Below are 25204 nucleotides of genomic sequence, written 5' to 3'. Positions count from 1 at the left end.
GCTCAGGACACGGAATGCCAGCCCCCTCTTTCTCTCTTCGCCCCGCGATGGTGCTTTGGCTGTATGCCGCGGCGATCGTGCATGTGCTCGCCGGTCTAACGCTGACCTGGGCCGGTCATTCCGGATTACTCGACGGCTATCTTCACACCCTCGAACTCGCGTTCTGGGGCGCCGATCCGGTTCCTGCTGCCGGCCACGAGCAGCAAGTGTGGTGGCTCGCGCTGTTCGGCGCGACGTTGCAAAGTTATTCGCTGTACATGCTCGCGTTGGTGCACCTTGGCAACCGTCTTAGAGCTCCTGCAATTTGGGGCTGGTTGATGGCGGGCGTGCTGTTATGGGCGCCGCAGGACATGTGGCTTTCAGCGCAAAAACAGGTCTGGTCGCATCTGTGGCTCGACGGTTTTGCGCTGCTGGTGCTGTTGCCGCCGCTGATCTGGTTGCTGCGCCATGATCGTCGGACATCCCCACCAGAAAGAACCGTGAGCAAGTCCAACCCCTTTGCCGGCGGCGCCTACAAGCGTGTGCTGATCACCGGGGGCACCGGGTTTATCGGTGAAGCCGTAGTCAATCAATTACTCGACGGTGGTCACACGGTCAGCGTGTTGGCGCGGGATCCGTTGAAAGCGGCGAACCTGTTCGATGGTCGTGTTCGCTGTGTGCGGTCGTTGAGCGAATTCGGCCGCGACGAACCCTTCGACGTGGTGATCAACCTCGCCGGCGCACCGGTCGCTGGCCCGCGCTGGAGTCCCGGGCGTCAGGCGCAATTGCTCGCCAGTCGGGTCGATACCACCGAAGCCTTGATGACCTGGCTGAAGCACACAAGCCACAAACCGGCGCTGTGGATTCAGGCCTCGGCCATCGGTTTTTACGGTGTGCGTGATGCCGGCGAAAACCTCGATGAACAGGCTAGCAAGGGCGACGGTTTCATGGCCGAGCTCTGCGCGCGTTGGGAGGCTTCGGCGCAACCCGCCACGCAGTTTGGCGTGCGTCAGGTGGTGCTGCGCCTTGGCGTGGTGTTCGGGCCGGGCGGTGCGTTGTTGCCATTGCTGATTCCGTTCCGCCTGGGCTTCGGCGGGCGCATGGGCGACGGTCAGCAGATCATGAGCTGGGTGCATCGCGACGATGTGATTCAGGTGATCGCTCGATCCTTCCACGATGAAAATTTGCGCGGCACCTACAACATGGTCGCGCCTGAAACGGTCAGTCAGGCAGCGTTCGCCGAGAACGTTGGCAAGGTCCTCAAGCGCCCGGTGTGGTTCCACATTCCAGCAGCGCCAGTGCGTGCGTTGGCCGGGGAAATGGCTCAGTTGTTCTTCGACGGTCAGCGTGTGGTGCCGCAGCGTTTGAGCGAGGCGGGCTACACGTTCCGCTATCCGACCCTCGACGCCGCGCTGCGCGATCTGGCCTGAGGATCGCCCATGAGCAAGCCCTTGATGTACCTGCTGGCCGGCAACGGCAGCGCCGCCGATTGGTGGGATGACGCGCTGCCGCACTTTCAGCGTTACGAGGTGGTGCCGCTGGAGCTGCCGGGCTTCGGCGCCAACCCGCAGCCGCCCTGCGAGGATCTGGCGGCTTATGCGCAGACCTTGCTGGCGATGACGCAAAAGGGCAGCGCGATCATGGCCGTCGGGGTCAACGCGTTGCTGGTGCTGCATGCGCTGCAACGTCGGCCCGGGCACTTTTCTCGCAGTGTTTTGCTGGCGCCGGTGGGCGCCTTTTTGTGGCAGCGTCGATTGCCGGCGCTGATGTCACCGCTGCCAATCCGAAAGAGCATTCATTGGCTGCTGTCGAACAAACCCACGCTGTTTGCGCGCAAGTTCTCCAACCAGACCTGGACGCCCGCGCAGTACCAGCGCATGGGCGCCGGTTATGCGCGCTGCCGTGCGTTTGTGCCGCACTGGGATCTGATCCGTGCCGACACCGCACTGCCATTGCTGGAATGGATCACCGAGCCGGTCGAGCTGGTCTGGGGCGATCAGGACAAGGTGCTCGGCATCGAACAAGCGGCGGCATGGTCGGCGATTCTTGCGCGCGCAGACCTGACCATCAGCCTCAAACCCGGTTGGGGTCATTACCCGTGGATCGACGCGCCCGTGCAGTTTGCGCAGTGGCTGGAGTCGGGCGAGCGCGGCTTCGTCGCGCACACCAAGGGCGGGCGTTTGCGTCTGGCGGAACTGGCCCGACAACCGGTGCCGGCGGCGCTGACCCTCAACGATTGCAACGATCCGCGACTACCGGCCTTTCTCGCCAGCCAACCGCAGGCGACCTGGGCGGTGCGTTCCTCCAGTTATGGCGAAGATCAGGCCGACTCGGCGAATGCCGGTTTGAGCACGACCTATCTGCGCGAGCCGGCCGCCAACGTGCCGGCGCGCATCGCCGAGCTGACTGCCGAAGGTGTCGAGGAAGTGGTGGTGCAGCGCTTCATCACGCCGCAGGTGTCGGGCATCGCATTTGTGCGTCATCTGTCGGTGGAACTCGAATGGGTTGAAGGTCATCTTGAGTCCCTCGCTGACGGCCAGATCAGCCCGGAACGAGCGACGCTTTCGCGGCTCGGCGATGCCTGGCGCAGCGGCACGTTCACGGCCACCCATGGGTTGGCCGAAGACGTGCTGTGGCGCTTTCTCCAGGATGTCTTGCGGGTGTTTCACTATGTGCCGGGCGATGTCGAATGGGCCTGGGACGGTACGCAACTGTGGCTGCTGCAATACCGGCCGATCAGCGACTACGGCTGGCGTCGGCACCTGACGGCCGCCAACATCGCCGAGATCCTGCCGCCGCAACCCAGCGTGCTGGTGGAGTACGCCCAGCGCCGGGCCGCCGCGAGCATTCCGGCGATCATGGCCCGTTGGGATGCGCGGGTGTTGCAGGACAACGAACCGTTCACGGCTGTATTTGGCGGCGCGTCCTACATCAACAACGACCTGTTTCTCGCGCGGTTGGCCGACTGGGGCATCAGCGCCAGCAACTATGCCGGCGAAGTCGGCGGCGCGACTCCGCATCTGCCGTGGCGACCGCTGCGGATGTTGCGTTCGCTGCCGTTGTTTCTGCGCATGCAACGTATCGCTCGCGGACATTTGCTGAGCCTTGAACACGGCTTGCAGCGCTTCGACCGGGAGCTGACCGACCTCGTCGCCCAGGGGGCTGACGGTCAGCAATTGGCCGACTGGTTCACCCGGTTTTATGTGTTCGTGGTGCAGGGCAATCTGTGCATCGCCACGGCGCTGGCCAGCAGCGGCGGGGACTGGCTGGGCCGACCGCCCACCGCTTACGACAACCTGGAAAACAGCCCCCATCGACTGCCGTGGGAGACCGATCCGGCCACGCCTCGACCCGCGTCGAGCGCGTTGCCACTACAGGCCTTCCCGCAATGGTCAGGGCTGATTCGCCTCGCTCATTCGACCGGCCTGCCGGGCCTGCGGGGTTACTACCTGCAAGTGCGCGAGTGGTATCGCGACAACCTGATGCGCATCTTCTTCCGCCTGCATCACGCCATGCCCCTGACGGATCGCGAACACTGGTTTGCGCCGCACCCGGACATCCGCACGCGCGACGGCAGCTTCTGGCAGGACGGCCGCGAAGGTGCCGAACAGGCCACCGGATTCATGATTTACCCGGGGCAGGTGCGGGGCATTCTTGGCGAAGACATCCTGCTGGAAGACACCCTCGATCCCGGGCGTCACGAGCACTATCAGGCAGCGCGGGCGGTGATTGCGCGGATGGGGGGACGGTTGTCGCATGGTTCGACGTTGTTGCGGGAATTGCGTAAGCCCTCGGCGGTGATGCCGCAGGTGGATCCGGCCTGGGTGGGGTGTGAGGTGTTGTACCTCGATGGTGAGCTAGAGCTGATCAATCCTGCGAACAAAGGATGAGCCGACTGCGGTCAAGAAGTGGTCGATAACGTTATGCACAGGGATATGGATTGATGGGTTTAATCAAGCCTTCATGGCTGCTGGGTTCGCTACTCGGCTGTATTGCTCTGGTACAGACGGCCGTGGCCGCCGATGCCATTGTGGTTGGTGATAAGTCGGGCCAGTCAGCTGTTGCGCACGGTCCTGTCCAGGCAGCTGTCGAGCTGGGCTCATGCCGGTTCTCCATGCCGCTGTTACAGGATCAATGGCTGACGTTCGAAAGCTTTTATCTGGTGTTCGTCGCGGACAAACAACTGCCCACTCGGGCCAACGCACCTGGCATGTGGCAGGCGGAAACGTCGAGTGGCTATGACTGGCATTTCGAGAAGTCCGGTAACTTGAGCCAGCCATGGTTTGGTGCGGTGTGTGAAAGCGCTGATAGCTTCTCCTTGCTCACCGCCCGGAAGCCTCCGGAAAATGACTCCATTGCTCTACAACTCCTGCGTGATGACAACGACCGTAGATGCCCGGCGACCCTGACCGATCATGGTTGGGAGCCTACGTCGCTGGCAGGGCCCAAGAACAGATACACCTTCGAGGCATTGGGTGGAGAGAAGTCTTCGGGGTTCATCTTCGGCTTCCACGACAAGTCACGACGGCACATCACCCGCGTCGCGTTCTGCCTGCTGCGCGGCGAAAGTGTGTTGATCGGCTCGGCGGCATCAGGCTCGGCCACCCCGTTGGCGATCAGCGCCGAAGGATTTGAACAAATCAAAACAGCGGTGCGCAGCATGGCTTTTGAGTAAGCCTGCGAAGACCGAACGGAGTTACAGCGTGAAAGTTTGCTTGCGGGCAGCTTCAGATCCGCGCTACGGCGAGTGCAGCCCTTTGCTGCGAATGGAAAAACACTCCCGCTGAATTGAGACGGGTTAGTTCAAAGGAAATGAAGTGAAAAGACTGCTGTTGTTATGTATGAGCTGGTTGCCGATGGCAGGGATGGCGTCGGATTTCTGCAACGAGGAAAGCGATACCAAGACTTTTCTTACGCAATGGAAAGACAGTGGGGAAAGTGTCGAAGACATACATTCTGGCTTCTACGATGGCGAATTTTCTCTAGAGCGTGGCAAGGTGGTGTACCAAGGTGATCTCAATGGCGATGGCCGAGACGATTTCATCTTCCTCTCCTATTCAAGTCACGGCTCGGCCGGCGACATGACGTACGCCTTCCTGATCCAATGCCGTGGTTACTTGAAGCATACCGGCGGTGATTACTTTGCCGGGATCAAGGTACTGGACGGTCCGCCCAAGAACGGCGGCGACTTCAAAGACATCGAGATCTATTCCTACATCAGGGATAAACGCGGGCAGATTCGCTACAAAAACAACGTAGCCATGACCCGACCACATCTATGGCAATTCAACCCCCAGACACAGCGTTATGAAGGTCAGTCCGAATAGATTTCAGTTACGGAGTTACAGCGTGAAAGGATGTTCAGTTCTACTTGGCAGTCTCTTGGTCATTGCCACGTCCGTGGCTTGCGCCGCCAACCCGGCCTTCAAGGATTACACTGTCACCCCAGTGTTCGCCGGCACTAATCATGAACCGGTGCCGCAAGAACACAGCAACCCGAGGATGGATAAGGATCGTGCACAGGCACTCAAGCGCAAGGTCAACTTTGCCGGCCACTACATCCTGTACCAATTTGCTTGTGGCGGCAGCACCATTTGCGGCGAAGTGCTGGATGCGCGCACGGGGGAGGTTGTCGGCGGACTGCCGAATGCATACGACGGCAATGCGTTAAGCCTGTCGAATCGGCCTGATAGCCGTCTGCTCATTGTTTCCGGCATTGCGGCCGATACCGAAGAGGACGCGCAGGGTAATGAGCTGGAAAGCCGCTACAGGACCCGCTACTTCGAGTTTGTGAACAACGAGTTCCGGCTGCTGACGTTCAAGGATTTGTGATCGCCGTTGTTTGATTAAGGATGATTGGATGAACCGCTTTTCCATTCGGCCCATGCTGAGTGCACTTCTACTGTTGCCCCTCACCTACGCCATTCCGGCAACTGCCGAAGCCGGGAGTTGCTACGGCTATCTCACCGAAATGGTCAGGAGCAGTAACTTCCCGTTTCGCTATGTCGGCAAGGACAAGGTCAATCTGCTGATTGATGAAGACGACGGTGAAATGGTGCGAGCCCAGTTGCTCTTTGATACGGACGGCACCGGCACCATCGGCTGGATCAAATACACCCCGGCCACTCGGGTGTTGCTCAACACCTCGGCTGAACTGGAAGAGCCGGTGGAACTGTCATTCGATGCCAAATTCGCCGATGGCTACGCAAAGTGCCTGGCTGGACAACAGGCCGGTTAACGGCAAAAGGGAATTTTCCATGAATCAGTATCTTCTCGCGGGCAGCCTTTCGCTGTTGCTCTCGCTTCCAGCTTTCGCCGCTCCCAAGGACGCCTACACCCAGCGCGATGTCATGCAATGTGGCGGTGTTGAAGTGGTGATGGTGTCGTCCTGCCGATCCGTGACGGTGGATGACGCGGAAACCCACCTCATCCCGGTCTGCTCCGATCAGACGATCAACATCGGCGGCAAAGTGTTGCGCCGCAACATCGACAAGGTTTCACAGCTTACGTCGGACGGTAAGAAGACGCAGATGCTGAGTAACGTTGTTGTGGCGATGGATTGCGTGAAAGGAACCAAGGGCAGTCTTGTTTCGATAGGTGGCTACGGCGGTTGCGGTGCCTGTCCTGAATGGCGTGGGTATTACTCGACGGCGGGGCGATTGGAGCAATACAGCTTCGATAATACCCAGCGCTCATTTGGTTCGAAGGGTTCCTGGGAAGAACTGATCAAGGCTTATGGCGTGACGAAGAGGCAGCTGCAGTCGGAAAGTCCGTCAGTGAAAAGGATCGACTATGGGCAGCCTTAAGTGGGTATTGATGATCGGCAGTCTGTGCAGCGCTATGAGCGCCTTTGCCGAGGACCCGCCGATAGTAGGTGTCAACGGGAACACGGTTTCGTTTCGGACTACAGAATGGACGATGCCCAGTGTGGATTCGGCGACTGCGTGGTTCACCGCCAAAGGGAAAACCTTTCCGCTCTTTGGCGCCGATATTGGCGCCGATGGGCACTCCAATATGCTCAGTCCTGACAAGAAAACCTTGCTGCTCGACCCCGTGATCTTCGGCATGTTGTCGGACGAAAACGGTGAAGAGAAGCTAGTGTCGCAACAGCATTGCACGGTTATTTCTATGGAGACCGGTTGCGTGCTGGCTGATCGTTCGGCCACTTTTTGTGTCGGCCAGTGGAAGGGCAATCAATGGGTTACCGGCGACGGCGATGTGCTCACTCCCGCCCTGGAGACGAGGTCTCCAAAGGACTTGCTGAAACATGTCTCAAGTAACGAACTGGCGCAGTCCCGCGCAGAGTTCATCGAATGGGGTCTGGTCTTTTTAAGTCCAGAGTCTTACATGGCGTGTCATCCCCCGGCGCAAAATGTTCAGGCCTATAACGACCTTGGCTTTTACTTGGCCGAGGGCGGCAAAGATGAGCTTGCACTGAAGTTCTATCGCGGAGTTGAGGCCGTCGGTAAACGCACAGTGCTGATGTTGAACATCGCCGATTCTCTCTGGCGCCTTGATCGCAAAGACGAAGCGCAGCGCTATTACAGCCAGTACCGTGACGCGATGAGCGCCGACGGCAAGGCGCAGAAAATACCTCAACGTGCAGTTGAGCGATCCGTCATTCAGGGAATGAAAAATTGAACATGTTTGTGCGCTTTATCGCGTTGAGTATCGGTTTGTCCGTGGGCAATGCTGGCGGCTGGAAGAAGTGATGGATTACTCGCTTTGAAACAGGTGGCAAGTTGAAAAGATTAGGCTTGATCGCGTTATTGCTGTGTTCTTTCTCTGCGGTGGCGGGGCCGATGTTCCCGTCTCTCACGTCGTGCAGGGACGTTGGCAGCGACTGTGCGCTGGCGCTGAGAGACGATTTCCTGGTGGATGCTAAGTCCGGGCAGCGTCTCTCCGAAAGGCCGGTATCGGCCGGAGCGGGGAGTATTTTCTGGCTGTATAGAGATAGCGAGCGCTACATCCTGGAGGAAGAAAACTCCTCACAATCGAAGACGCGGCGCTGGCTGGTTTTCACTTACGACAGCGGCAAAGTGGTGCTCGACGGCGCTTATGTTTTCTCGATAGACATTGATATGAACACTGGCCCCTACTGGCATGGCTACGACTGCCGAGGTAATGCCAAGCCGTTCGCCGTGCCCACGAAAGATTCGTTCAATGACGTCGCTTTGGAGGCGTTGTGCGGGGAGGCTGAAGGCTGGGTTGTCTCGCGTGGGGATGCCAAGGTGCCGGTGTCGGCCAAGGGGCTGGCCGTCAGTGTCCCCGTTTATTACGCCCGCAGCCGTGAGGGTTCAGCGACGTACCTGTTCACTGAAAGCGATGTTCCGGATCTTTCGAAGCTGGTTTGCCTGTCCAACTGTGCTGATATCGCGAAAGCGCCGGAGCGCGTTTCGCAGGAGACGGCGCCGTTGAAGGGCGGGCAGGATGGAACGTTGTGCTCGGATGACGAAGACATTTACTTCAGCTGCCCACTGGAGGGCGGCAAGACGGTTTCTGTTTGTGCGCGGGGAAACAGCAAGCCCACGGCCGGTTCTGTTCAGTATCGCTATGGTGTGCCGGGGAATATCGAGATGGTCTACCCGAAGAATGCTACGCCACCCAAGGGCAAATTCTTTGTTGTAGATGCGTCGGAAGGCAGCGTGAACCTGAACATCATCAAGTTCAAAAGCGGTGCGTATACCTACCTCGTTAACCAGGCCTTCGTGAGTTATCTGAAGGTGCTCAAGGGGGATAGAGTTGTATTCCGACAGTCTTGTAATGCCGGTGGTCATGCTTACGTACATCGGTTGGCGGATTTCGGGTTGGAGACGCGACCCAAAAGCGCAGAGGACTTTCGCTAGTCGCTGCTGCCGAAGATCAGGAAAGGGGACTCAACGTCCCCTTTTTTCAGCCCGCGATTCAGCTACGGCTTGGCCTGATACTCCCGAAACTCAATGTGATCGAGCGTGCCTTCCACCATCAAGCGCACGCCGTCCGCCATTCTGCTCAGGCCCAGCGCCATCGAGCGGCGGGGGCCGTCGAGGTCGTCGGCCAGGTTGGCGGCGATGGCGCTGATGGACAGGAGGTCTTCGGAGGCGTTGGCCATGAGGGCTTCGGCGTCGGCGTTGGGGCAGAGGGCGAACAGGCCACCCAGGCGCTTGGGGCGTGAGGCTCTGGGTTTGAAGTGGTGGTCGAGGGCGCGTTCGGCGGCTTCGTGGAGTTTCTTTGAATCGAGGGATTCGTAGGGGGAGGTTTCCGGGTTTTCTGGAATTTCGGGGGGATTCGGTGTTGGTTTGATCATTGCGCAGCTTCCTGGAGTTGTGAGGCCGACACCCATTCGCTTTGCACTTCGAAATAGGTGGCAGCTGTGCGTTGGTGTGCAAGACCGGTCCAGGTGCCCGGCAGACCCGAAGGTCTCCGACGCACAGCCGCCATAACGATCCGCGAGCATAGGAAAAGGCTCGGCGAAATGCCATTGCGATTGTGCACCTGAACCGGACTTGCACGTCCGAGTCACCGATTTTGCGGTGACACACAGAGGCTATCGACGATGGTCCAGCCTGCCTAGTTCATGGACAGCACCGCAGTTTGAAGGACATTTCCCAAGGATTTGCGGGGTAGAGGAACAAGAAACCACAGCTATCGGCAGCTCCTACAGGAATGTGTTTCTTCAGGTGTAGGACGGGGGGAGGGTGTGACGCGGAGCGTCACGGGAGGCATTCCTACGCAGAGCGTGGGAACGATCAAGTCCTGAGAGCGAAGTCGTGACTTGGCAGTCATCTTTCAGGAAAAGCCATGCATCGTCTTCTATCAATCCAAGATAGTGGCGAATCCGTCCGAATCCCTTACACTCCCCCAGCCGTTCATTTTCCTTTTGAGGCTGTGCGCATGAAATTTCGTTTTCTTCTGTGGATGCTGGGTCTGTTGATGGGTAAGGCCAGTCGGACAAATCCTGCGTTCCAGCAGCAGTTGGGTGACAAGGATCTGGTGTTTCAGCTGCAGACTCTGGACGGGAAAGTGGCGCGGCATTTCGTGGTGAAGGACCAGCGCATTACCAGCAAGTCCGGGGTGGTGGCGGAGCCGGCGTTTGCGATTGCGTTCAAGGATGCGGCGTTCGGGTTTGCCACGATGCAGGCGAAGAACAAGCAGCTGGCATTCATGCAGGGGATTCAGGACAAGTCGATCCAGCTCAAGGGCAACCCGGCGCTGGTGATGTGGTTTCAGGGGTTGATGAAGTATTTGAAGCCGAGGAAGGCCAAGCCGAAGGCTTGAGTCCGGTGTGAACGATCAACAAAAAAGGCCCCACACTCGTGTGAGTGTGGGGCCTTTTTTATGGGCGCAAATCAGGCCTGGCTGAATTGCGAAGCCAGTTCACGCAACAACACTTCCGCCTCAAGCACTTTACTGACAACGTCATTGGCCTTGTCACGAGTCAAACCAACACGCTCCAGCAACGCATCCGGAATGTCTTCATCCGGGCCGGAGCCGATGCCGCGACTGCGCAGCAGGCGCACGGCCAGGCAGACGAGGTTCGGGTATTCGGCGTAGGCGCCGTCGTAGTTCGGGTCGTGCTGGAAGCGCAGGGCGGTGGCCAGTTCGTCGGGCATGTCCCAGTAGCGCATCAGCCAGGAGCCGATCTGTTCGCGGCTGATGCCCAGCAGGTGTTGCTCGACATAGCTGTGGCACAGGTGCGGGTTGACCTCCAGGTGACGGCAGATCAGCGAGAAGTGCGGCGGGAACACGTGGGCCAGCAGCAGGTAGCCGAAGTTGTGCAGCAGGCCGGCGAGGTAGGTCAGGCCGGCTTCCGGGCGCTGGGCGCGCGGCATGGCGCGGGTCAGGCCTTCGATGACGGCGGCGGTGTAGATCGACTGCTGCCAGTACGGCGTGGTGTGTTGCGGATGGTCCTTGGGCAGGCTCAGGGTCTTGCCGAGGGCCAGGCCCAGCGCCAGGTTGATCACCAGATCGAAGCCCAGTACGCGGACGATCGCGTCTTCCACCGAACGGATCTTGCCCGGCGACGCGTAGTACGGCGACGCCGCCCAGCTCACCACTTGCGCGGCCAGCGCCGGGTCGGTTTCGACCACGCCGGTGATGTCGTCGATGGTGGCGTTCGGGTCGACGCGCAACTTGATGATTTTTTGTGCGGTTTCGGCCAGCGGCGGAATCTCGATGGTCGCTTCCAGACGCTGCTGGATGCGCCGCGCGGTGAACGCCTGCACGGCCTGGGTGATTTCCTCGCGGTCATCGTCCGGGCGGTCGAGGTTCGGGCGGATGCTGCTCAGGGCTTCGCCGAAGTTAGCGGCGCTGGCCTTGGTCAGCATGGTCTTGAAGTCTTCGCTGGCGATTTCCAGCAGCAGGCCCGGCTCGCCGGAGTTGATCAGCAACTTCGGCTCGCGCAGCAGGCTTTCTTCGTAGAGGCACGGCGAGCTGGTCAGCGCCGGCAGGCCCGGCAGCAGGCTCAGGCTGTGTTTGCCGAGCATCTTTTCCAGGCGCTCGGTGGACACGGCGGTCAGGCGACGGCCCGTCAGCTCGGCGAGGCGGTTGAGATCCAGCAACTGGCTCTGTGGAAACAGCACCATCAGCGCACCGACCGCGTCGTCCAGCAACACGGCCTGCACTTTGCGCGAGGCGTTGAGGCCGTGGTGGTCGAGCACTTCTTCGTAGGCGACGCCCAGCTTGTTGAGCAGCAGCCGAATAACAGACGGAGCGTGCGGGGATTCGGGGGCGAGAGCAGCTTCGGTCATGGTCTGTATCCGTTTTTGAAACAATTGCTGGAGTATAACCAGCTTGGTTGGAACGAGCTTTGAGAAACTGCGACGGTGCTCACACTTGGCCGTATTGCTGCCCGTGTCGCAGCCAGCGGTCGAGCAACGGGCTGACGTGGGTGGGCCAGCGTTCGAGCAAAGCCTGGGCGGCATCGCGTACGGCGGGCAGCAGATCGGCGTCGCGCATCAGGTCGGCGACCTTGAATTGCAGCAGGCCGGTCTGGCGGGTGCCGAGCATTTCGCCGGGGCCGCGCAGTTCGAGGTCTTTTTCGGCGATGACGAAACCGTCGTTGGTCTCGCGCATGATGCCCAGACGCTGGCGGCCGATCTGTGACAGCGGCGGATGGTAGAGCAGCACGCAATGGCTGACCGCGCTGCCCCGGCCGACACGGCCGCGCAACTGGTGCAGTTGCGCGAGGCCCAGGCGCTCGGGGTTTTCGATGATCATCAGGCTGGCGTTGGGTACGTCCACACCGACTTCGATCACGGTGGTGGCGACCAGCAGTTGCAGGTTGCCGGCCTTGAATTCGGCCATGACGGCGGCTTTCTCGGCGGGTTTCATGCGGCCGTGGATCAGCCCGACCTTCAGCTCGCCGAGGGCGGAGGTCAGGTCTTCAAAAGTGGTTTCGGCGGCCTGGCAGGTCAGCTCTTCGGACTCTTCGATCAGCGTGCACACCCAATAGGCCTGACGGCCCTCGGCGCAGGCGCTGCGCACCCGTTCGATGACTTCGACGCGGCGGGTATCCGTGACCAGTACGGTGTTGACCGGGGTTCGACCGGGTGGCAGTTCGTCGAGGATCGAGGTGTCGAGGTCGGCGTAGGCGCTCATCGCCAGCGTCCGTGGAATCGGCGTGGCGGTCATGATCAATTGATGCGGGCACATGCGCCCGCCGACGCCTTTCTGCCGCAGCGCCAGACGTTGCTGTACGCCGAAGCGGTGCTGTTCGTCGATGATCACCAGCGCGAGGTTCTTGAACTGCACTTCGTCCTGGAACAGCGCGTGGGTGCCGACCACCATCGGCGTGCCGCTGGCGATCTGTTCCAGCGCGGCCACGCGGTTCTTGCCCTTGAGCTTGCCGGCCAGCCACGCCACGTCGATGCCCAGCGGTTCGAGCCAGCGTTTGAAGGTGATGAAATGCTGCTCGGCGAGGATCTCGGTCGGCGCCATCAGTGCGACCTGATAACCCGCCTCCAGCGCTTGCAGGGCGGCGAGGGCGGCGACCACGGTTTTGCCCGCGCCGACGTCGCCCTGAATCAGCCGCAGCATCGGTTCGTGCTGACTGAGGTCGTAGGCGATTTCGTTGCCGACCCGCTGTTGCGCACCGGTCGGGTTGAAGCCGAGGTTGGCCAGGTATTTCGCCGGCAGCTTGGTGGCTTTCGGCATCGCCGGCGCACGCAGGGAACGCATGCTTTCGCGCAGGCGCTGCTGCGATAGCTGGTGAGTCAGCAGTTCTTCGAAGGCCAGACGATGCTGGGCCCAGTGATGACCGAGGGCGAGTTCGTCGATGTCGGCATCGGCGGGCGGGTTGTGCAGGTAGCGGATCGCGTCGGCCAGCGGCGCCAGTTGATAGTCGCGGGCCAGTTCGGTCGGCAGCCAGTCGGGCAGGGTGGCCGGTTTCAGCAGGGTCAGGGTCTGCATGCACAACTGGCGCAGGCGGGCCTGGGTCAGGCCTTCGGTCAGTGGGTAGACCGGGGTCAGGGTTTCATCCACCGGCGGCGGTTCGTCGCCGTTGATGGCGCGGTATTCCGGGTGGTAGATCTCTAGCCCCGAGGCGCCGGGCCGGGCTTCGCCGTAGCAGCGAATCCGCGTGCCACGCTTGAGGCCTTCTTTCTGCGCGTTGCTGAAGTGGTAGAAGCGCAGGCTCAAGCCGCCGGTGCCGTCCTGCAAACGTACGACGAGGCTGCGGCGTCGGCCCATGACCACGTCGGCACCGCTGACGGTGCCTTCGACCACGGCGTCCTGCCCCGGCCGCAACGCGCCGATCGGCACCACGCGGGTGCGATCCTGATAACGCAGCGGCAGGTGGAACAGCACGTCCTGGAGATTCTCCAGGCCGACCTTGGCCAGTTTCTCGGCCATGGCTTCACCGACACCCTTTAGTGCGGTGACCGAGACCTGCGACAGCTCCGTCATGACGCTGACTTAACCGGCCGTGACCGGCGCGGCGGGTTTGGCGACCGAGCACAGGCGAATGGAGTCGGCGAGGATCTCGATGGCTTTCGGCCGTGGGAAGCTGGCGCGCCAAGCGATGGCCACTGTGCGGAACGGCACCGGTGCCGACAGCGGGCGCACTTCGATCACGCCCGGGGCGTAGTGATGGCTATCCACCGCCGACAGCGGCAGGATCGAGATGCCCAGGCCGGACGCGACCATGTGGCGAATGGTTTCCAGCGAGCTGGATTCGACCGTGGTGTGCTTGGCGCCGTCGTTGCCCTTGGTCAGGGTCGGGCAGGCTTCCAGCACCTGATCGCGGAAGCAGTGGCCTTCGCCGAGCAGCAGCAGGCTCTTGTCGTTGAGCAGCGCGGCGTCGATGGATTCTTTCTGGGTCCACGGGTGCTGGGCCGGCATCAGGACGTAGAACGGCTCGTCGTAGAGTGGCAGGGTCAGCACGTCGGCTTCGTTGAACGGCAGGGCGATGATGATCGCGTCCAGCTCGCCGTTGCGCAGTTTGTCGCGCAGCACGTGGGTGAAGTTTTCTTCGATGTACAACGGCATCTGCGGGGCGACCCGGTGCAGTTGCGGAATCAGGTGCGGGAACAGGTACGGGCCGACGGTGTAGATTGCGCCGACTTTCAGCGGGGCGGTCAGCTGGTTCTTGCCGGCCTGGGCCAGTTCGCGGATGCCCTGGGCCTGCTCCAGCACTTTCTGCGCCTGGGCGACGATGCCTTCGCCGACCGGGGTCAGGCGCACGGCGCTTTTGCTGCGCTCGAAAATCAGCACACCGAGTTCGTCTTCAAGCTTTTTCACGCCCACCGACAGGGTCGGCTGGCTGACGTGGCAACGCTCGGCCGCGTGGCCGAAATGCTGCTCTTGGGCGAGGGTAACGATGTAGCGTAATTCTGTGAGAGTCATAGCAAGCGTCCATGAAGATGCGGGCCAAGCATACCGGCTGCAATCGATAGACGCACGTTATCAGACTGAGTGATGAATGCGACACCGGGCAATGCCGGTTTGCCGTTGGCAGATATGAGAAAGGCACCTTTCGGTGCCTTTCTGGCGGGATCGAGCCGTGTTCTGCCGGTGCAGATCAGCGGCGGCGTTCCAGCGAGTAAACAAACGGCGCAACAATTTCGATCGAGCCATTGGTCAACATGTCGGCCGGTGGCTTGGGCAGCGGTTGGGCGCGGCGGATCATGTCCAGGGTGGCCCGGTCCAGATCGGCGTTGCCGGAGCGGCCCACCAGTTCGAACGACAATACGTTGCCTTCGCCATCGACCACGAAACGCAACCGGTTCAAGCCTTCCTTGCCCCGTGCCTGTGCGCTTGCCGGGTACTTCTTGTACTTCTGCAAATGCGCGAGCAGGGTGCCTTGCCAGCTGGCCTTGGCCGCCAGTTGTGCTGGCGACGGGCCCGGTGCCGGCTGGGCGGATTTCTCCGTCGGCGCCTGGGTCTGCTGAGGCTCAGCCGGTTTTTCCTCGGAAGGTTTTTCCTTCACAGGCTCCGGTTTCTTCTCAACCGGTTTTGGCGGTTGCGGCTTTGGCTTGGGTTTTGGCTTCGGCTTGGGTACGGCAATCTCTGCCTTGGGGGCTTCGGCCAGTTTCGGGATCGGCAGTTCTTCGACCGGAGCCGGTGGCTGCGGTGGCGTGACGACTTTCGGCGGTGCAGGCGGTGGCGGGGCCGGAACCGGTGCCAGCTCGACCATCATTGCCTGCGGCGGCAGTTCGATGGGCGGGCGGGCGGTCCAGTTCAGCGCCAGCGCGATGGCCAGCGCATGAACACCCAGCACCACGGCCAGGCTACCGCTGTAACGCGTCAGCTTATGGCGCGTCGTGATCATTTCTTGACTGCGCTCTCGAGGCCGACCAGACCAACCTTCAGGTAACCGGCGCTGCGCAGCTTGTCCATCACGCTCATCAGGTCGCCGTAATCCACGCCTTTGTCGGCCTGGAAGAAGATGGTGGTGTCTTTCTTGCCATGGGTCCTGGCATCGAGCACGGCGCCTAGGGTTTCGGCTTTGACTTCGTCGTCACCGATGTACAGGCGCTGGTCAGCCTTGACGCTGAGGAACACCGGTTTCTCTGGCCGCGGTGCCGGTTTGGCGGTCGAGGCAGGCAGGTCAACCTTGATGTCCACGGTGGCCAGCGGAGCGGCAACCATGAAGATGATCAACAGCACCAGCATCACGTCGATGAACGGCGTGACGTTGATTTCGTGGTTCTCGGCCAGATCGTCGTCTGCGCCTTCTTTCAAATGCAGGCCCATGGCCGATTACCCCACTTTGACCATGTGCGGCTGCGAGCTGCTGCGCTCAGGCTGGTGGTCGAGGTCGCGGCTGACCAGCAGCAGGACTTCTGCCGACGCATCGGACACCTGAGCCTTGTAACCGGCGATGGAGCGGGCGAACACGTTGTAGATGACCACGGCAGGAATCGCAGCGACCAGACCCAGTGCGGTGGCCAGCAGCGCTTCAGCGATGCCCGGGGCCACGACGGCGAGGTTGGTGGTCTGGGTTTTGGCGATGCCGATGAAGCTGTTCATGATGCCCCACACGGTGCCGAACAGGCCGACGAACGGTGCGGTGGAACCGATGGTGGCGAGCACGCCGGTGCCGCTACTCATGTTGCGGCCGCAGGCGGCTACCAGACGCTCGAGGCGGAAGCTGACGCGTTCCTTGATGCCTTCTTTCTCGCGGGAGTTGACCGACAGGCGCATCTCTTCGAGGGCGTCGTGCACCAGCAGGTTGGCGAGGGTGCCTTCCTTCGCCGCGGTGGCGCTGGCTTCTTTAAGGGTGGCGGCTTTTTTCAGGGCAGCGATTTCGCCACGCAGACGACGCTTGGCGCCCATCAGCTCGAAGCCTTTGGCAATCCAGATGGTCCAGGTGATGATCGAAGCGATGGCCAGGCCGATCATCACCATCTTCACGATGATGTCGGCATTCTGGTACATGCCCCATGGCGACAGGTCGTGGGCCATGCCCAGGGTGTTGTCGGCTTCGAGGACTTCAGGTGCGTCTTCGGCGCTGGCGTCCACGGCCTGAACCGGGTCGGTCGCGGCCGGCGCGGCGGCAGGGGCAGCCGGTGCAGTCTGCTCGTGGGCGGCTGGGGTGGCCGGCGCCTGAGCGTCAGCAAAAGCGGCGGTTGGCGCCAGCATCAGGCTGAGGAGCAGGGCAGCCACCGCGCTCCAGGCGCGAGGTCGGTTGGTTGGCGAAGCGGGGGTTTGAATGCGTGTCATGCTGGCCGGACCTGAGGTAGAAAAACGGTAATGCTCTTCCAGGCCTCGTGAGGCCGAGAACAAAAGTGAGGTGCATTATTGCAAGTAATTCTTGTTAACAGAAGTAATAGAGTTGCTTTTTTTCCTTCATTGCTAGCCGCTCGTCCCCTGCCAGGGCTAGTCTGTCGCTTTCCGATGGGAGATTTTTGATGTCCGCGCCCTCTGTTTTGATCGCCGGTTGCGGTGATGTCGGCAGCCGTCTGGCCACGCAATTGCTGGCTGCCGGCTTTCAGGTGTATGGCCTGCGCCGCAATGTTTCACGTTTGCCGGAAGGCGTTATCGGTGTGGCCGGTGACTTGTTCAATGAAGACTGCCCCGAGACCTGGCCGGTCGGTGCCGTGGATTACCTGGTGTATTGCGCCGCCGCGACCGAGCACGATGAAGCCGGTTATCGCGCGGCTTATGTGCAGGGTTTGCAACATGTGCTGGGGTGGCTGGACGATTACGGGCAATTGCCGGATCGGCTGCTGTTCGTTTCCAGCAGCAGTGTCTACGGGCAGCAGGACGGGGAATGGGTGGATGAAACCTCCGAAACCGTGGCTGCGGGTTATTCCGGTCGGTTGATGCTGGAGGCCGAGCAAATTGCGCTGAACAGCGGCATCCCGGCGAGCATCGTGCGCCTGACCGGCATCTACGGCCCGGGTCGTGAATGGCTGCTGACCCAGGTGCGTCGTGGCTATCGCGTGGCGGTCGATCCGCCGCTGTATGGCAATCGCATCCATGCCGATGACGCGGCGGGCCTGATGGCGTTTCTGCTGGAGGCGGATCGCAAGGGTGTGGCGCTGGATGACGTCTACATTGGCGTGGACGATGCGCCGGCGCCGCTGGCCGAAGTGGTGGCGTGGTTGCGCGAGTATCTGGGTGTCACCGAGTGGTCGGAAGACGAGAGCGTCCGTCGAACCGGCAGCAAGCGTTGCAGCAATGCCCGGGCGAAGACGTTGGGCTGGGTGCCGAAGTATCCGAGTTATCGCGAGGGGTATGCCGCGATTCTTGAAGGTCGCTGCTGACTTGCGGACGTAAAAAAGGCGGGAGCAATGGCTTGCTTCCGCCTTTTTTGTTTCACGCGCAGATTACTGCTTCTCGAGCAACCACTTGCGTTCGCCCGGGCTGAACTGCGGTTGTTCATCCGCCAGTGCCGTGTTCACGGCCTGCAAAATCTCAAGCTCCTTGCCCTTGCGAACGAAGATCCAGTTGTTGCCCTGGCCGTTCTGTTGCAGCCACATACTGTCGTTGCCGCTGCTCATCGATGCGCAGTCGCCCGCCAGGCACAAGGCATAGCGGTCGGCCCCCGGCAGGCCGGAGACTTGTCCGTCAGCCTGGAATTGCACGGTGGCACCTTCGCCCTGGCCGCTGGCGATGGTCCAGTTGCCGCCCAGGTAGGCCGAATACAGCGCACGTTCGAAGCTGGCGCCGATCGGTGCGCCTTCCGGCACCGGAATCTGCGCGCGATCGAAGAGCTGCTGCGGTTCGTTTTCGCTGGCAGCCTGATGCAACTGGCCGCCGTCGCGTTTCAGCTCGCTGCCGGAGCTGCCATAGAAGTCGACTTTCCAGGCGCCGGACTGTTCGCCCTGCAGCCGTCCTTCGACGTTCTCGAAACCGTTGGTGAAGCGGGCCTGGCCGGCCTTGGTGTTGATGTCCCATTCCAGGTTCGGGCCATAGGCCTGAAGCGCTTCACGCAGGGGGCCGCCCTTGGCGGCGGCATCGATGGCGACCTGATTGATCCAGGTGCCGCTGATGTCACGGTCGGCAGGGTTGCTGGCGCAACCGCCGAGGAAAATGGCGAGCAGCGAGAGAGCAAGCGCTTTGCGCATGGTGGAATCCTTTCAAAACCTTTTCTTTACCGCAGAGCAGTCGGCGCGACCTTGAGGGCCGCGCCGTACGCATTACTCGATGACCAGAATGGCATCCATCTCAACCTGCGAACCCTTTGGCAGGGCAGCAACGCCGATGGCGGCGCGGGCCGGGTATGGCTGGTCGAAGTACTTGCCCATGATCTCGTTGACCTTGGCGAAGTGGCTCAGGTCGGTGAGGAAGATGTTCAGCTTGACGATGTCCTTGAACGAACCGCCGGCGGCTTCGGCTACGGCTTTCAGGTTCTCGAAGACCTGGACGGTCTGGGCTTCGAAGCCTTCGACCAGTTCCATGGTTTTCGGGTCCAGCGGGATCTGGCCCGACATGTAGACAGTGTTGCCAGCCTTGATCGCCTGGGAGTAAGTGCCGATGGCGGCCGGGGCCTTGTCGCTGGTGATAACGGTCTTGGTCATGTATGACTCCTTGTAATGGTGGGCTCAGGCACGCATGCGGGTGATGCGGATCACCCCGGTCAGTGCGCGCAGTTTCTTGATCACGCGGGCCAGGTGCACACGGTCGTGGACGCTGACCACCAACTGGACGACGCTGATGCGGCCATCGCGCTCGTCCATGCTGATTTTCTCGATATTGCCGTCGGCCGCGTTGACGCTGCTGGCCAGCAGGGCGATCAGGCCGCGCTGGTGTTCCAGCTCGACGCGCAGTTCGACGTTGAATTCGCCAGTGACATCCTTGGCCCACGAGAGCTGGATGCATTTTTCCGGGTTGTGGCGGATTTCGCTGATGTTGCGGCAGTTGTCCAGGTGCACGACCATGCCTTTGCCCGCCGACAGGTGCCCGACAATCGGGTCGCCCGGGATCGGCGTGCAGCACTTGGCGTAGCTGAGCACGAGACCTTCGGTGCCGCGAATCGCCAGCGGCCCTTCCGGGCTTGGCAATTGTTCGCCTTCGCCGAGCAGGCGGCGCGCCACGACGTAGGCCATGCGGTTGCCCAGGCCGATGTCTTCGAGCAGGTCTTCGATCAGTTCGAGACGGTACTCGGTGAGCATCGCCTTCACGCGTTCGGCCGGAATCTGTTCCAGTGCACTGTCGAAACCGTTGAGCACTTTGTTCAGCAGGCGTTCGCCGAGGCTGATGGATTCGGAGCGGCGTTGCAGTTTCAGCGCATGGCGGATGTGGGTCCGCGCCTTGCCGGTGACCACGAAGTTGAGCCACGCCGGGTTCGGCCGCGCGCCGGGAGCGCTGACGATCTCGACCGTGGAGCCGCTTTGCAGCGGTTCGGACAGCGGCGCGAGACGACGGTTGATCCGGCAGGCGATGCAACTGTTGCCGACGTCGGTGTGCACCGCGTAGGCAAAGTCGACCGCCGTGGAGCCTTTGGGCAGCTCCATGATCCGGCCTTTGGGGGTGAACACGTAGACCTCGTCCGGAAACAGGTCGATCTTCACGCTCTCGATGAATTCCAGCGAGTTGCCGGCACGTTGCTGCATTTCCAGCACGCCCTTGACCCACTGACGGGCCCGGGCATGGGTGCCTTTCGGCTGCTCGTCACCGCTGGATTTGTACAGCCAGTGGGCGGCAATGCCGTTGTTGGCCATCTCTTCCATTTCGCGGGTGCGGATCTGGATCTCGATCGGTACACCGTGCATGCCGAACAGCGTGGTGTGCAGCGACTGATAGCCGTTGGCCTTGGGGATCGCGATGTAATCCTTGAAGCGGCCCGGCAACGGTTTGTACAAATTATGTACAGCACCCAGCACGCGGTAGCAGGTATCGACCTTGTCGACGATGATCCGGAACGCGTAGACGTCCATGATCTCGTTGAAGGCCCGACGCTTGCCGCGCATTTTCTTGTAGATGCCGTAGAGGTGTTTCTGGCGACCGCTGACTTCGCCCTGGATGCCGTCGATGGCGAGGCAATGGCCAAGGGATTCTTCGATCTTGTTGACGATTTCCTTGCGGTTGCCCCGGGCGCGTTTGACCGCCTGGTAGATCCGCGCGGAACGCATCGGGTGCATGGCCTTGAAGCCGAGGTCTTCGAACTCGATGCGGATCGCGTGCATGCCCAGGCGGTTGGCGATGGGAGCGTAGATCTCGAGGGTTTCCTTGGCGATGCGCCGGCGTTTTTCGCCGGACAGCACTTCCAGCGTGCGCATGTTGTGCAGGCGGTCGGCGAGTTTGACCAGGATCACGCGAATGTCGCGTGCCATGGCCATGGCCATTTTCTGGAAGTTTTCAGCCTGGGCTTCGGCCTTGGTCTCGAAGTTCATCTGGGTCAGTTTGCTGACCCCGTCGACCAGTTCGGCCACGGTTTCACCGAACTGCGCTTGCAGCGCTTCCTTGGCGATACCGGTGTCTTCGATCACGTCATGCAGCATCGCGGCCATCAGGCTCTGATGGTCCATGTGCATGTCGGCAAGAATGTTTGCCACGGCAAGAGGATGCGTGACATACGCCTCGCCGCTGCGGCGGCGTTGGCCGTCGTGGGCTTGTTCGGCGTAGAAATACGCTCGGCGGACCAGGTTGACCTGGTCATTGCCGAGGTAGGTCGATAAGCGATCGGCGAGGGCGTCTATGCTCGGCATGATAACTCCTGCCGTAGGCTGTGATCCCGCGCCGTGCTACGTCGACCAGGCATAGGCTTAGACGGCCTCGTTGGACTCGTCCTCGAACGCAGCGAAGACCGGGTCTTCGTGGACGATTTCCTGCTCGGCGATGAACTCGTAGCTCATCAGGCCTTCAGCGATTTCACGCAGCGCAACTACGGTCGGTTTGTCGTTTTCCCACTGTACCAGGGGCTCTTTGCCGCCGGTGGCCAGTTGACGGGCACGCTTGGTAGAGAGCATGACCAGCTCAAAGCGGTTTTCCACGTGTTCTAGGCAGTCTTCAACGGTTACGCGGGCCATGGTATTCCTCGGAGCGAATGCAATATGCGCGCTGCCCGGTTGGGCGAGCGGACTCAACAGTTTAAAAAATCACCAGCGATTAGGGAAGCGCTGATTTTTTGACCAGACTCTTCAACGCGCTGCAAGCACCAATGTAAAGCCCTTGCAGCGGTTTTGGGAAGTGCTGTTTCAGCCCAGCAATTCGGCCAGCAATTTGCCGAAACGCACTTGCTGGCGTTTCTGTTGCAGCTGATTGGCGCGGAAAATCGCTTTCAGATCGTCCAGCGCGTGGGCGAAATCGTCGTTGATGATCAGGTAGTCGTACTCGACGTAGTGGCTCATCTCGCTGACCGCTTCGCGCATCCGGCCGGCGATGATTTCGTCGCTGTCCTGGCCACGATTGGTCAGGCGCTGGTGCAGGGCCTGCAGCGATGGCGGCAGGATGAAGATCGAACGGGCCTGGGGCATCAGCTTGCGAACCTGCTCGGCGCCTTGCCAGTCGATCTCCAGAATCAGGTCGTGACCTTCGTCCAGGGTCTGCTGCAGGCGGCTTTGCGAGGTGCCGTAGAAGTTGCCGAAGACTTCGGCGCGTTCGAGGAAGTCGCCGTGCTCGCCCATCTTCACGAACTCTTCGCGGCTCACGAAGTGATAGTTCACGCCGTCCACTTCGCCCGGGCGCATGGCGCGGGTGGTGTGGGAAATCGAGACGCGGATTTCCGGGTTGGCGTCGGTCAGGGCCTTGACCAGACTGCTCTTGCCCGCGCCCGAAGGGGCGGAAATGATGTACAGGGTGCCGGTGCTGTGGGTCATGTCTGTTGCCTTACTCAATATTCTGCACTTGTTCGCGCATCTGCTCGATCAACACCTTGAGGTTGACCGCCGCCTGGGTGCTGCGCGGGTCGAAGGCCTTGGAGCCCAGTGTGTTGGCTTCGCGGTTGAGCTCCTGCATCAGGAAGTCCAGGCGCCGGCCGGCGGCACCGCCGGATTTCAGCACCCGGCGAACTTCGATGATGTGAGTGCTCAGGCGATCCAGTTCTTCGGCCACGTCGCTCTTTTGCGCGAGCATGACCATTTCCTGTTCCAGGCGCTGCGGGTCCATCTCGGCCTTCATGTCGGCGAAGCGGTCGAGGACTTTCTGGCGCTGGGTGGCGAGCATCTGCGGAACCAGTTCGCGCAGGGTCACCACGTCTTCCTCGATGGAGGTCAGGCGATCGTTGATCAGGCGTGCCAGCTCCGCGCCTTCGCGCTCGCGGCCAGCCTTGAGGTCTTTCAGGCCTTGATTGAACAGGGCCAGCGCCTCGGCATTCAAGGCCTGCGGGTCGGTGGCGTCGGCGACCAGCACGCCCGGCCAGGCCAGTACTTCCAGCGGGTTCAGAGCGGCGGGGTTCTTGATCAGGCCGGCGACGGTTTCGGCAGCGGCGACCAGTTGTGCAGCGCGCTCGCGGTCCACTTGAAGTGGCTTGCCGGTGCTTTCCTCGGTGAAGCGCAGGGTGCATTCCAGTTTGCCGCGCGACAGGCCCTGGCGCAGGGCTTCGCGGACGGCGCCTTCGAGGTCGCGAAACGATTCCGGCAGGCGCAGGTGGGGTTCCAGGTAGCGGCTGTTGACCGAGCGCAGCTCCCAGCTCAGGGTGCCCTGAACGCCGGCTTTCTCGACGCGGGCGAAGGCGGTCATGCTGTGCACCATGGGGTGACCTCGCGATACAGATCGGCGCGAATTGAAGCTTCGCAGCTCGATATCAATGAATTTAAGCCGACTGGCAGCAAAGGCGCAGGATTGTAGCGCAGTGCGGCAGATGCGCCCAAACACACGGTGTGACAAAGGGCTGCAGGCCGTCGGCGAAGCGCGTTTCAGGGCTTTGGATCGACGGCCGGAATTTTTAGACAGTGCCCAGGCACGGTGCGCAGCTCTATAATGCTCCGCAGTTTTCCGTCCCCAGTACAGGTATCTCCTATGAAACGTCCAAGTGGTCGCGCTGCCGATCAGCTCCGCTCGATCCGCATTACCCGCAACTACACCAAGCACGCCGAGGGATCGGTACTGGTCGAATTCGGCGATACCAAAGTCATCTGCACCGTCAGCGTCGAAAACGGCGTGCCGCGTTTTCTGAAAGGTCAGGGCCAGGGCTGGCTGACCGCCGAGTACGGCATGCTGCCGCGCGCCACCGGCGAGCGTAATCAGCGTGAAGCGAGCCGTGGCAAGCAGGGCGGCCGCACCCTGGAAATCCAGCGCCTGATCGGCCGTTCCCTGCGCGCCGCGCTGGACATGTCCAAGCTGGGCGACGTCACCCTGTACGTCGACTGCGACGTGATCCAGGCCGACGGCGGCACCCGCACCGCGTCGATCACCGGCGCCATGGTTGCGCTGGTCGATGCCCTGAAAGTCATCAAGAAGCGCGGCGGCCTGAAAGGCGGCGACCCGCTCAAGCAAATGATCGGTGCCGTTTCCGTGGGCATGTACCAGGGCGAGCCGGTGCTGGATCTGGACTATCTTGAAGACTCCGCTGCCGAGACTGACCTGAACGTGGTGATGACCAGCACCGGCGGTTTCATCGAAGTGCAGGGCACCGCCGAAGGCGCGCCGTTCCAGCCTGAAGAGCTGACCGCGATGCTGGAGCTGGCCAAGAAAGGCATGAACGAGATCTTCGAACTGCAAACGGCTGCACTGGCCGACTGAGCAGGTTCGTAACCCGCAAGGAGGACGCGATGAGTGATGAGCAAGAGTTGCTGCCCAAGCCGAGCCACGAGGTTCGTCAGTGGGCAATGTTTTGTCACTTGTCCGCCTTGCTGGGGATCTGGGTTCCGTTCGGCACGCTGATCGGGCCATTGATCCTGTGGCAGATGAAGCGCGAGACGGATCCGTTTATCGATGCCCAAGGCAAAGAAGCGCTGAATTTTCAGATCACCGTGGCGATTGCTTCGATGATCTGCTTCCTGCTGATGGTGCTGATCATCGGATTCGTGTTGTTCGGCCTGCTTGCCATTGGCGCACTGGTGTTGACGATCATCGGTGGCGTAAAGGCCAATGAAGGTTTTCCGTACCGTTATCCGTTTACCTGGCGCTTGATCAAGTAGCATTTAGCCGAAATGTATATGTTGGAATAATTAATTCTGCATATTTAAAAGCCCTGACTTGTCAGGGTTTTTTTTCAACTAAATAAACCTTCATTGCTCGTAGGAATAGTCTGCATGCGATGAGTGGCAGAGCAGGTTTTATATATTCACCGGCCTTACATTTTTAGTCACAACTGTAATGCCTTGATACGGCCAAAGGTCATTGGCAGCATGACTTTGCGCTTGTTAAGGTTGTCGCACGTCATATTCCTTCAGAAATATTTCGATATATTCAAGCC

Annotated in this window: 26 protein-coding genes; 13 read left to right on the top strand and 13 right to left on the bottom strand. The window is 60.9% G+C overall.

Features of this window, described 5'->3' with window-relative positions; genetic code table 11:
* The first annotated feature begins 14 nt into the window (after window positions 1-14).
* The 9 genes from M5B98_RS08105 to M5B98_RS08065 all read left to right on the top strand — a co-directional run bounded on the left by M5B98_RS08105 (window position 15) and on the right by M5B98_RS08065 (window position 8825).
* The gene (locus tag M5B98_RS08105; RefSeq protein ID WP_248742395.1) at window positions 15-1409 is read left to right on the top strand and encodes a TIGR01777 family oxidoreductase; all 1395 of its coding nucleotides are present in this window, start codon (window positions 15-17) and stop codon (window positions 1407-1409) included.
* Between the two features lie 9 nt (window positions 1410-1418).
* Window positions 1419-3869, top strand: a complete 2451-nt coding sequence (locus M5B98_RS08100; protein ID WP_248742394.1) for an alpha/beta fold hydrolase — start codon at window positions 1419-1421, stop codon at window positions 3867-3869.
* A gap of 53 nt (window positions 3870-3922) precedes the next feature.
* Window positions 3923-4654, top strand: a complete 732-nt coding sequence (locus tag M5B98_RS08095) for a hypothetical protein (RefSeq protein WP_248742393.1) — start codon at window positions 3923-3925, stop codon at window positions 4652-4654.
* A 142-nt stretch (window positions 4655-4796) separates the two neighbouring features.
* Window positions 4797-5306, top strand: a complete 510-nt coding sequence (locus M5B98_RS08090; protein WP_248742392.1) for a hypothetical protein — start codon at window positions 4797-4799, stop codon at window positions 5304-5306.
* Between the two features lie 22 nt (window positions 5307-5328).
* Window positions 5329-5811, top strand: coding sequence for a hypothetical protein (locus M5B98_RS08085; protein WP_248742391.1), 483 nt, complete (start codon window positions 5329-5331; stop codon window positions 5809-5811).
* Window positions 5812-5839: 28 nt separating this feature from the next.
* A complete protein-coding gene (locus M5B98_RS08080; RefSeq protein WP_248740400.1) occupies window positions 5840-6217 on the top strand; it encodes a hypothetical protein in 378 nt (125 codons plus the stop codon).
* Window positions 6218-6236: 19 nt separating this feature from the next.
* Window positions 6237-6785: a hypothetical protein gene (locus M5B98_RS08075; RefSeq protein WP_248742390.1), complete on the top strand. Its 549-nt coding sequence runs from the start codon at window positions 6237-6239 to the stop codon at window positions 6783-6785.
* Window positions 6772-7620 carry a tetratricopeptide repeat protein gene (locus M5B98_RS08070; protein ID WP_248742389.1) on the top strand — a complete coding sequence of 283 codons (849 nt, stop codon included), beginning with the start codon at window positions 6772-6774 and terminating at the stop codon, window positions 7618-7620. The genes M5B98_RS08075 and M5B98_RS08070 overlap by 14 nt, the downstream gene beginning before the upstream one ends.
* A gap of 116 nt (window positions 7621-7736) precedes the next feature.
* Window positions 7737-8825 (top strand): hypothetical protein, encoded by a 1089-nt coding sequence (locus M5B98_RS08065; protein WP_248742388.1) that lies wholly within the window; start codon window positions 7737-7739, stop codon window positions 8823-8825.
* Between the two features lie 62 nt (window positions 8826-8887).
* Here M5B98_RS08065 and M5B98_RS08060 read toward each other — a convergent pair whose 3' ends face one another.
* Window positions 8888-9265 (bottom strand): DUF6124 family protein, encoded by a 378-nt coding sequence (locus tag M5B98_RS08060; RefSeq protein ID WP_085708860.1) that lies wholly within the window; start codon window positions 9263-9265, stop codon window positions 8888-8890.
* Window positions 9266-9852: 587 nt separating this feature from the next.
* Here M5B98_RS08060 and M5B98_RS08055 point away from each other — a divergent pair.
* Window positions 9853-10236 (top strand): SCP2 sterol-binding domain-containing protein, encoded by a 384-nt coding sequence (locus tag M5B98_RS08055; protein WP_096817262.1) that lies wholly within the window; start codon window positions 9853-9855, stop codon window positions 10234-10236.
* Between the two features lie 71 nt (window positions 10237-10307).
* Here the strand turns inward: M5B98_RS08055 and M5B98_RS08050 are convergent, their stop codons facing one another.
* From M5B98_RS08050 to exbB, 6 genes are all read right to left on the bottom strand, one after another.
* The gene (locus M5B98_RS08050) at window positions 10308-11708 is read right to left on the bottom strand and encodes an aminoacyl-tRNA deacylase and HDOD domain-containing protein (protein ID WP_114886341.1); all 1401 of its coding nucleotides are present in this window, start codon (window positions 11706-11708) and stop codon (window positions 10308-10310) included.
* Between the two features lie 79 nt (window positions 11709-11787).
* Window positions 11788-13863 carry an ATP-dependent DNA helicase RecG gene (recG, locus tag M5B98_RS08045; RefSeq protein WP_248742387.1) on the bottom strand — a complete coding sequence of 692 codons (2076 nt, stop codon included), beginning with the start codon at window positions 13861-13863 and terminating at the stop codon, window positions 11788-11790.
* A 9-nt stretch (window positions 13864-13872) separates the two neighbouring features.
* Window positions 13873-14802 (bottom strand): hydrogen peroxide-inducible genes activator, encoded by a 930-nt coding sequence (locus M5B98_RS08040; RefSeq protein ID WP_064379831.1) that lies wholly within the window; start codon window positions 14800-14802, stop codon window positions 13873-13875.
* Window positions 14803-14977: 175 nt separating this feature from the next.
* On the bottom strand, window positions 14978-15727 hold the full coding sequence (locus M5B98_RS08035) for an energy transducer TonB (RefSeq protein WP_085708862.1): 750 nt from the start codon (window positions 15725-15727) through the stop codon (window positions 14978-14980).
* Complete coding sequence (gene exbD / locus M5B98_RS08030; RefSeq protein ID WP_085708863.1) at window positions 15724-16152, bottom strand: TonB system transport protein ExbD; 429 nt, start codon at window positions 16150-16152, stop codon at window positions 15724-15726. Before exbD ends, M5B98_RS08035 begins: the two co-directional genes overlap by 4 nt.
* Window positions 16153-16158: 6 nt before the next feature.
* Window positions 16159-17121, bottom strand: coding sequence for a tonB-system energizer ExbB (exbB, locus tag M5B98_RS08025; RefSeq protein WP_248742386.1), 963 nt, complete (start codon window positions 17119-17121; stop codon window positions 16159-16161).
* Window positions 17122-17309: 188 nt separating this feature from the next.
* On the opposite strand from exbB, the gene M5B98_RS08020 reads away from it, so the two are divergent.
* A complete protein-coding gene (locus M5B98_RS08020) occupies window positions 17310-18167 on the top strand; it encodes an SDR family oxidoreductase (protein ID WP_248742385.1) in 858 nt (285 codons plus the stop codon).
* A 63-nt stretch (window positions 18168-18230) separates the two neighbouring features.
* Here the strand turns inward: M5B98_RS08020 and M5B98_RS08015 are convergent, their stop codons facing one another.
* From M5B98_RS08015 to M5B98_RS07990, 6 genes are all read right to left on the bottom strand, one after another.
* Entirely contained in the window at window positions 18231-18971 is a 741-nt protein-coding gene (locus M5B98_RS08015) for a hypothetical protein (protein ID WP_114886331.1), read from the bottom strand.
* A gap of 72 nt (window positions 18972-19043) precedes the next feature.
* Window positions 19044-19424 (bottom strand): RidA family protein, encoded by a 381-nt coding sequence (locus M5B98_RS08010; protein ID WP_003229509.1) that lies wholly within the window; start codon window positions 19422-19424, stop codon window positions 19044-19046.
* 24 nt (window positions 19425-19448) lie between these two features.
* A complete protein-coding gene (gene spoT, locus M5B98_RS08005; RefSeq protein WP_007954439.1) occupies window positions 19449-21554 on the bottom strand; it encodes a bifunctional GTP diphosphokinase/guanosine-3',5'-bis pyrophosphate 3'-pyrophosphohydrolase in 2106 nt (701 codons plus the stop codon).
* A gap of 57 nt (window positions 21555-21611) precedes the next feature.
* Window positions 21612-21875 (bottom strand): DNA-directed RNA polymerase subunit omega, encoded by a 264-nt coding sequence (gene rpoZ / locus M5B98_RS08000; protein ID WP_003229503.1) that lies wholly within the window; start codon window positions 21873-21875, stop codon window positions 21612-21614.
* Window positions 21876-22043: 168 nt separating this feature from the next.
* Window positions 22044-22664 (bottom strand): guanylate kinase, encoded by a 621-nt coding sequence (gene gmk, locus M5B98_RS07995; protein WP_085708867.1) that lies wholly within the window; start codon window positions 22662-22664, stop codon window positions 22044-22046.
* Between the two features lie 10 nt (window positions 22665-22674).
* Entirely contained in the window at window positions 22675-23538 is an 864-nt protein-coding gene (locus M5B98_RS07990; RefSeq protein WP_007954440.1) for a YicC/YloC family endoribonuclease, read from the bottom strand.
* Between the two features lie 267 nt (window positions 23539-23805).
* Between M5B98_RS07990 and rph the strand changes: the two genes are divergently transcribed.
* Window positions 23806-24528, top strand: coding sequence for a ribonuclease PH (gene rph / locus M5B98_RS07985; protein WP_085708868.1), 723 nt, complete (start codon window positions 23806-23808; stop codon window positions 24526-24528).
* Window positions 24529-24557: 29 nt separating this feature from the next.
* On the top strand, window positions 24558-24926 hold the full coding sequence (locus M5B98_RS07980) for a DUF4870 domain-containing protein (RefSeq protein ID WP_085708869.1): 369 nt from the start codon (window positions 24558-24560) through the stop codon (window positions 24924-24926).
* Window positions 24927-25204: the final 278 nt, after the last annotated feature.

The sequence above is a fragment of the Pseudomonas sp. MWU12-3088 genome (genome assembly GCF_023242405.1).
GTDB lineage: Bacteria > Pseudomonadota > Gammaproteobacteria > Pseudomonadales > Pseudomonadaceae > Aquipseudomonas > Aquipseudomonas kribbensis.
This window is presented reverse-complemented; position numbering and strand designations above follow the sequence as displayed.

Bases quoted from the DNA above. Each gene is read 5' to 3' on its own strand.
- M5B98_RS07990 (WP_007954440.1), bottom strand. From the start codon at position 23,538: ATGGTGCACAGCATGACCGCCTTCGCCCGCGTCGAGAAAGCCGGCGTT.
- M5B98_RS08020 (WP_248742385.1), top strand. From the start codon at position 17,310: ATGTCCGCGCCCTCTGTTTTGATCGCCGGTTGCGGTGATGTCGGCAGC.
- M5B98_RS08050 (WP_114886341.1), bottom strand. From the start codon at position 11,708: ATGACCGAAGCTGCTCTCGCCCCCGAATCCCCGCACGCTCCGTCTGTT.
- M5B98_RS08060 (WP_085708860.1), bottom strand. From the start codon at position 9,265: ATGATCAAACCAACACCGAATCCCCCCGAAATTCCAGAAAACCCGGAA.
- M5B98_RS08080 (WP_248740400.1), top strand. From the start codon at position 5,840: ATGAACCGCTTTTCCATTCGGCCCATGCTGAGTGCACTTCTACTGTTG.
- M5B98_RS08040 (WP_064379831.1), bottom strand. From the start codon at position 14,802: ATGACTCTCACAGAATTACGCTACATCGTTACCCTCGCCCAAGAGCAG.
- M5B98_RS08095 (WP_248742393.1), top strand. From the start codon at position 3,923: ATGGGTTTAATCAAGCCTTCATGGCTGCTGGGTTCGCTACTCGGCTGT.
- gmk (WP_085708867.1), bottom strand. From the start codon at position 22,664: ATGACCCACAGCACCGGCACCCTGTACATCATTTCCGCCCCTTCGGGC.
- spoT (WP_007954439.1), bottom strand. From the start codon at position 21,554: ATGCCGAGCATAGACGCCCTCGCCGATCGCTTATCGACCTACCTCGGC.
- M5B98_RS07980 (WP_085708869.1), top strand. From the start codon at position 24,558: ATGAGTGATGAGCAAGAGTTGCTGCCCAAGCCGAGCCACGAGGTTCGT.
- M5B98_RS08010 (WP_003229509.1), bottom strand. From the start codon at position 19,424: ATGACCAAGACCGTTATCACCAGCGACAAGGCCCCGGCCGCCATCGGC.
- exbD (WP_085708863.1), bottom strand. From the start codon at position 16,152: ATGGGCCTGCATTTGAAAGAAGGCGCAGACGACGATCTGGCCGAGAAC.
- M5B98_RS08035 (WP_085708862.1), bottom strand. From the start codon at position 15,727: ATGATCACGACGCGCCATAAGCTGACGCGTTACAGCGGTAGCCTGGCC.
- M5B98_RS08070 (WP_248742389.1), top strand. From the start codon at position 6,772: ATGGGCAGCCTTAAGTGGGTATTGATGATCGGCAGTCTGTGCAGCGCT.
- M5B98_RS08100 (WP_248742394.1), top strand. From the start codon at position 1,419: ATGAGCAAGCCCTTGATGTACCTGCTGGCCGGCAACGGCAGCGCCGCC.
- rph (WP_085708868.1), top strand. From the start codon at position 23,806: ATGAAACGTCCAAGTGGTCGCGCTGCCGATCAGCTCCGCTCGATCCGC.
- recG (WP_248742387.1), bottom strand. From the start codon at position 13,863: ATGACGGAGCTGTCGCAGGTCTCGGTCACCGCACTAAAGGGTGTCGGT.
- rpoZ (WP_003229503.1), bottom strand. From the start codon at position 21,875: ATGGCCCGCGTAACCGTTGAAGACTGCCTAGAACACGTGGAAAACCGC.
- M5B98_RS08055 (WP_096817262.1), top strand. From the start codon at position 9,853: ATGAAATTTCGTTTTCTTCTGTGGATGCTGGGTCTGTTGATGGGTAAG.
- M5B98_RS08015 (WP_114886331.1), bottom strand. From the start codon at position 18,971: ATGCGCAAAGCGCTTGCTCTCTCGCTGCTCGCCATTTTCCTCGGCGGT.
- M5B98_RS08105 (WP_248742395.1), top strand. From the start codon at position 15: ATGCCAGCCCCCTCTTTCTCTCTTCGCCCCGCGATGGTGCTTTGGCTG.
- exbB (WP_248742386.1), bottom strand. From the start codon at position 17,121: ATGACACGCATTCAAACCCCCGCTTCGCCAACCAACCGACCTCGCGCC.
- M5B98_RS08075 (WP_248742390.1), top strand. From the start codon at position 6,237: ATGAATCAGTATCTTCTCGCGGGCAGCCTTTCGCTGTTGCTCTCGCTT.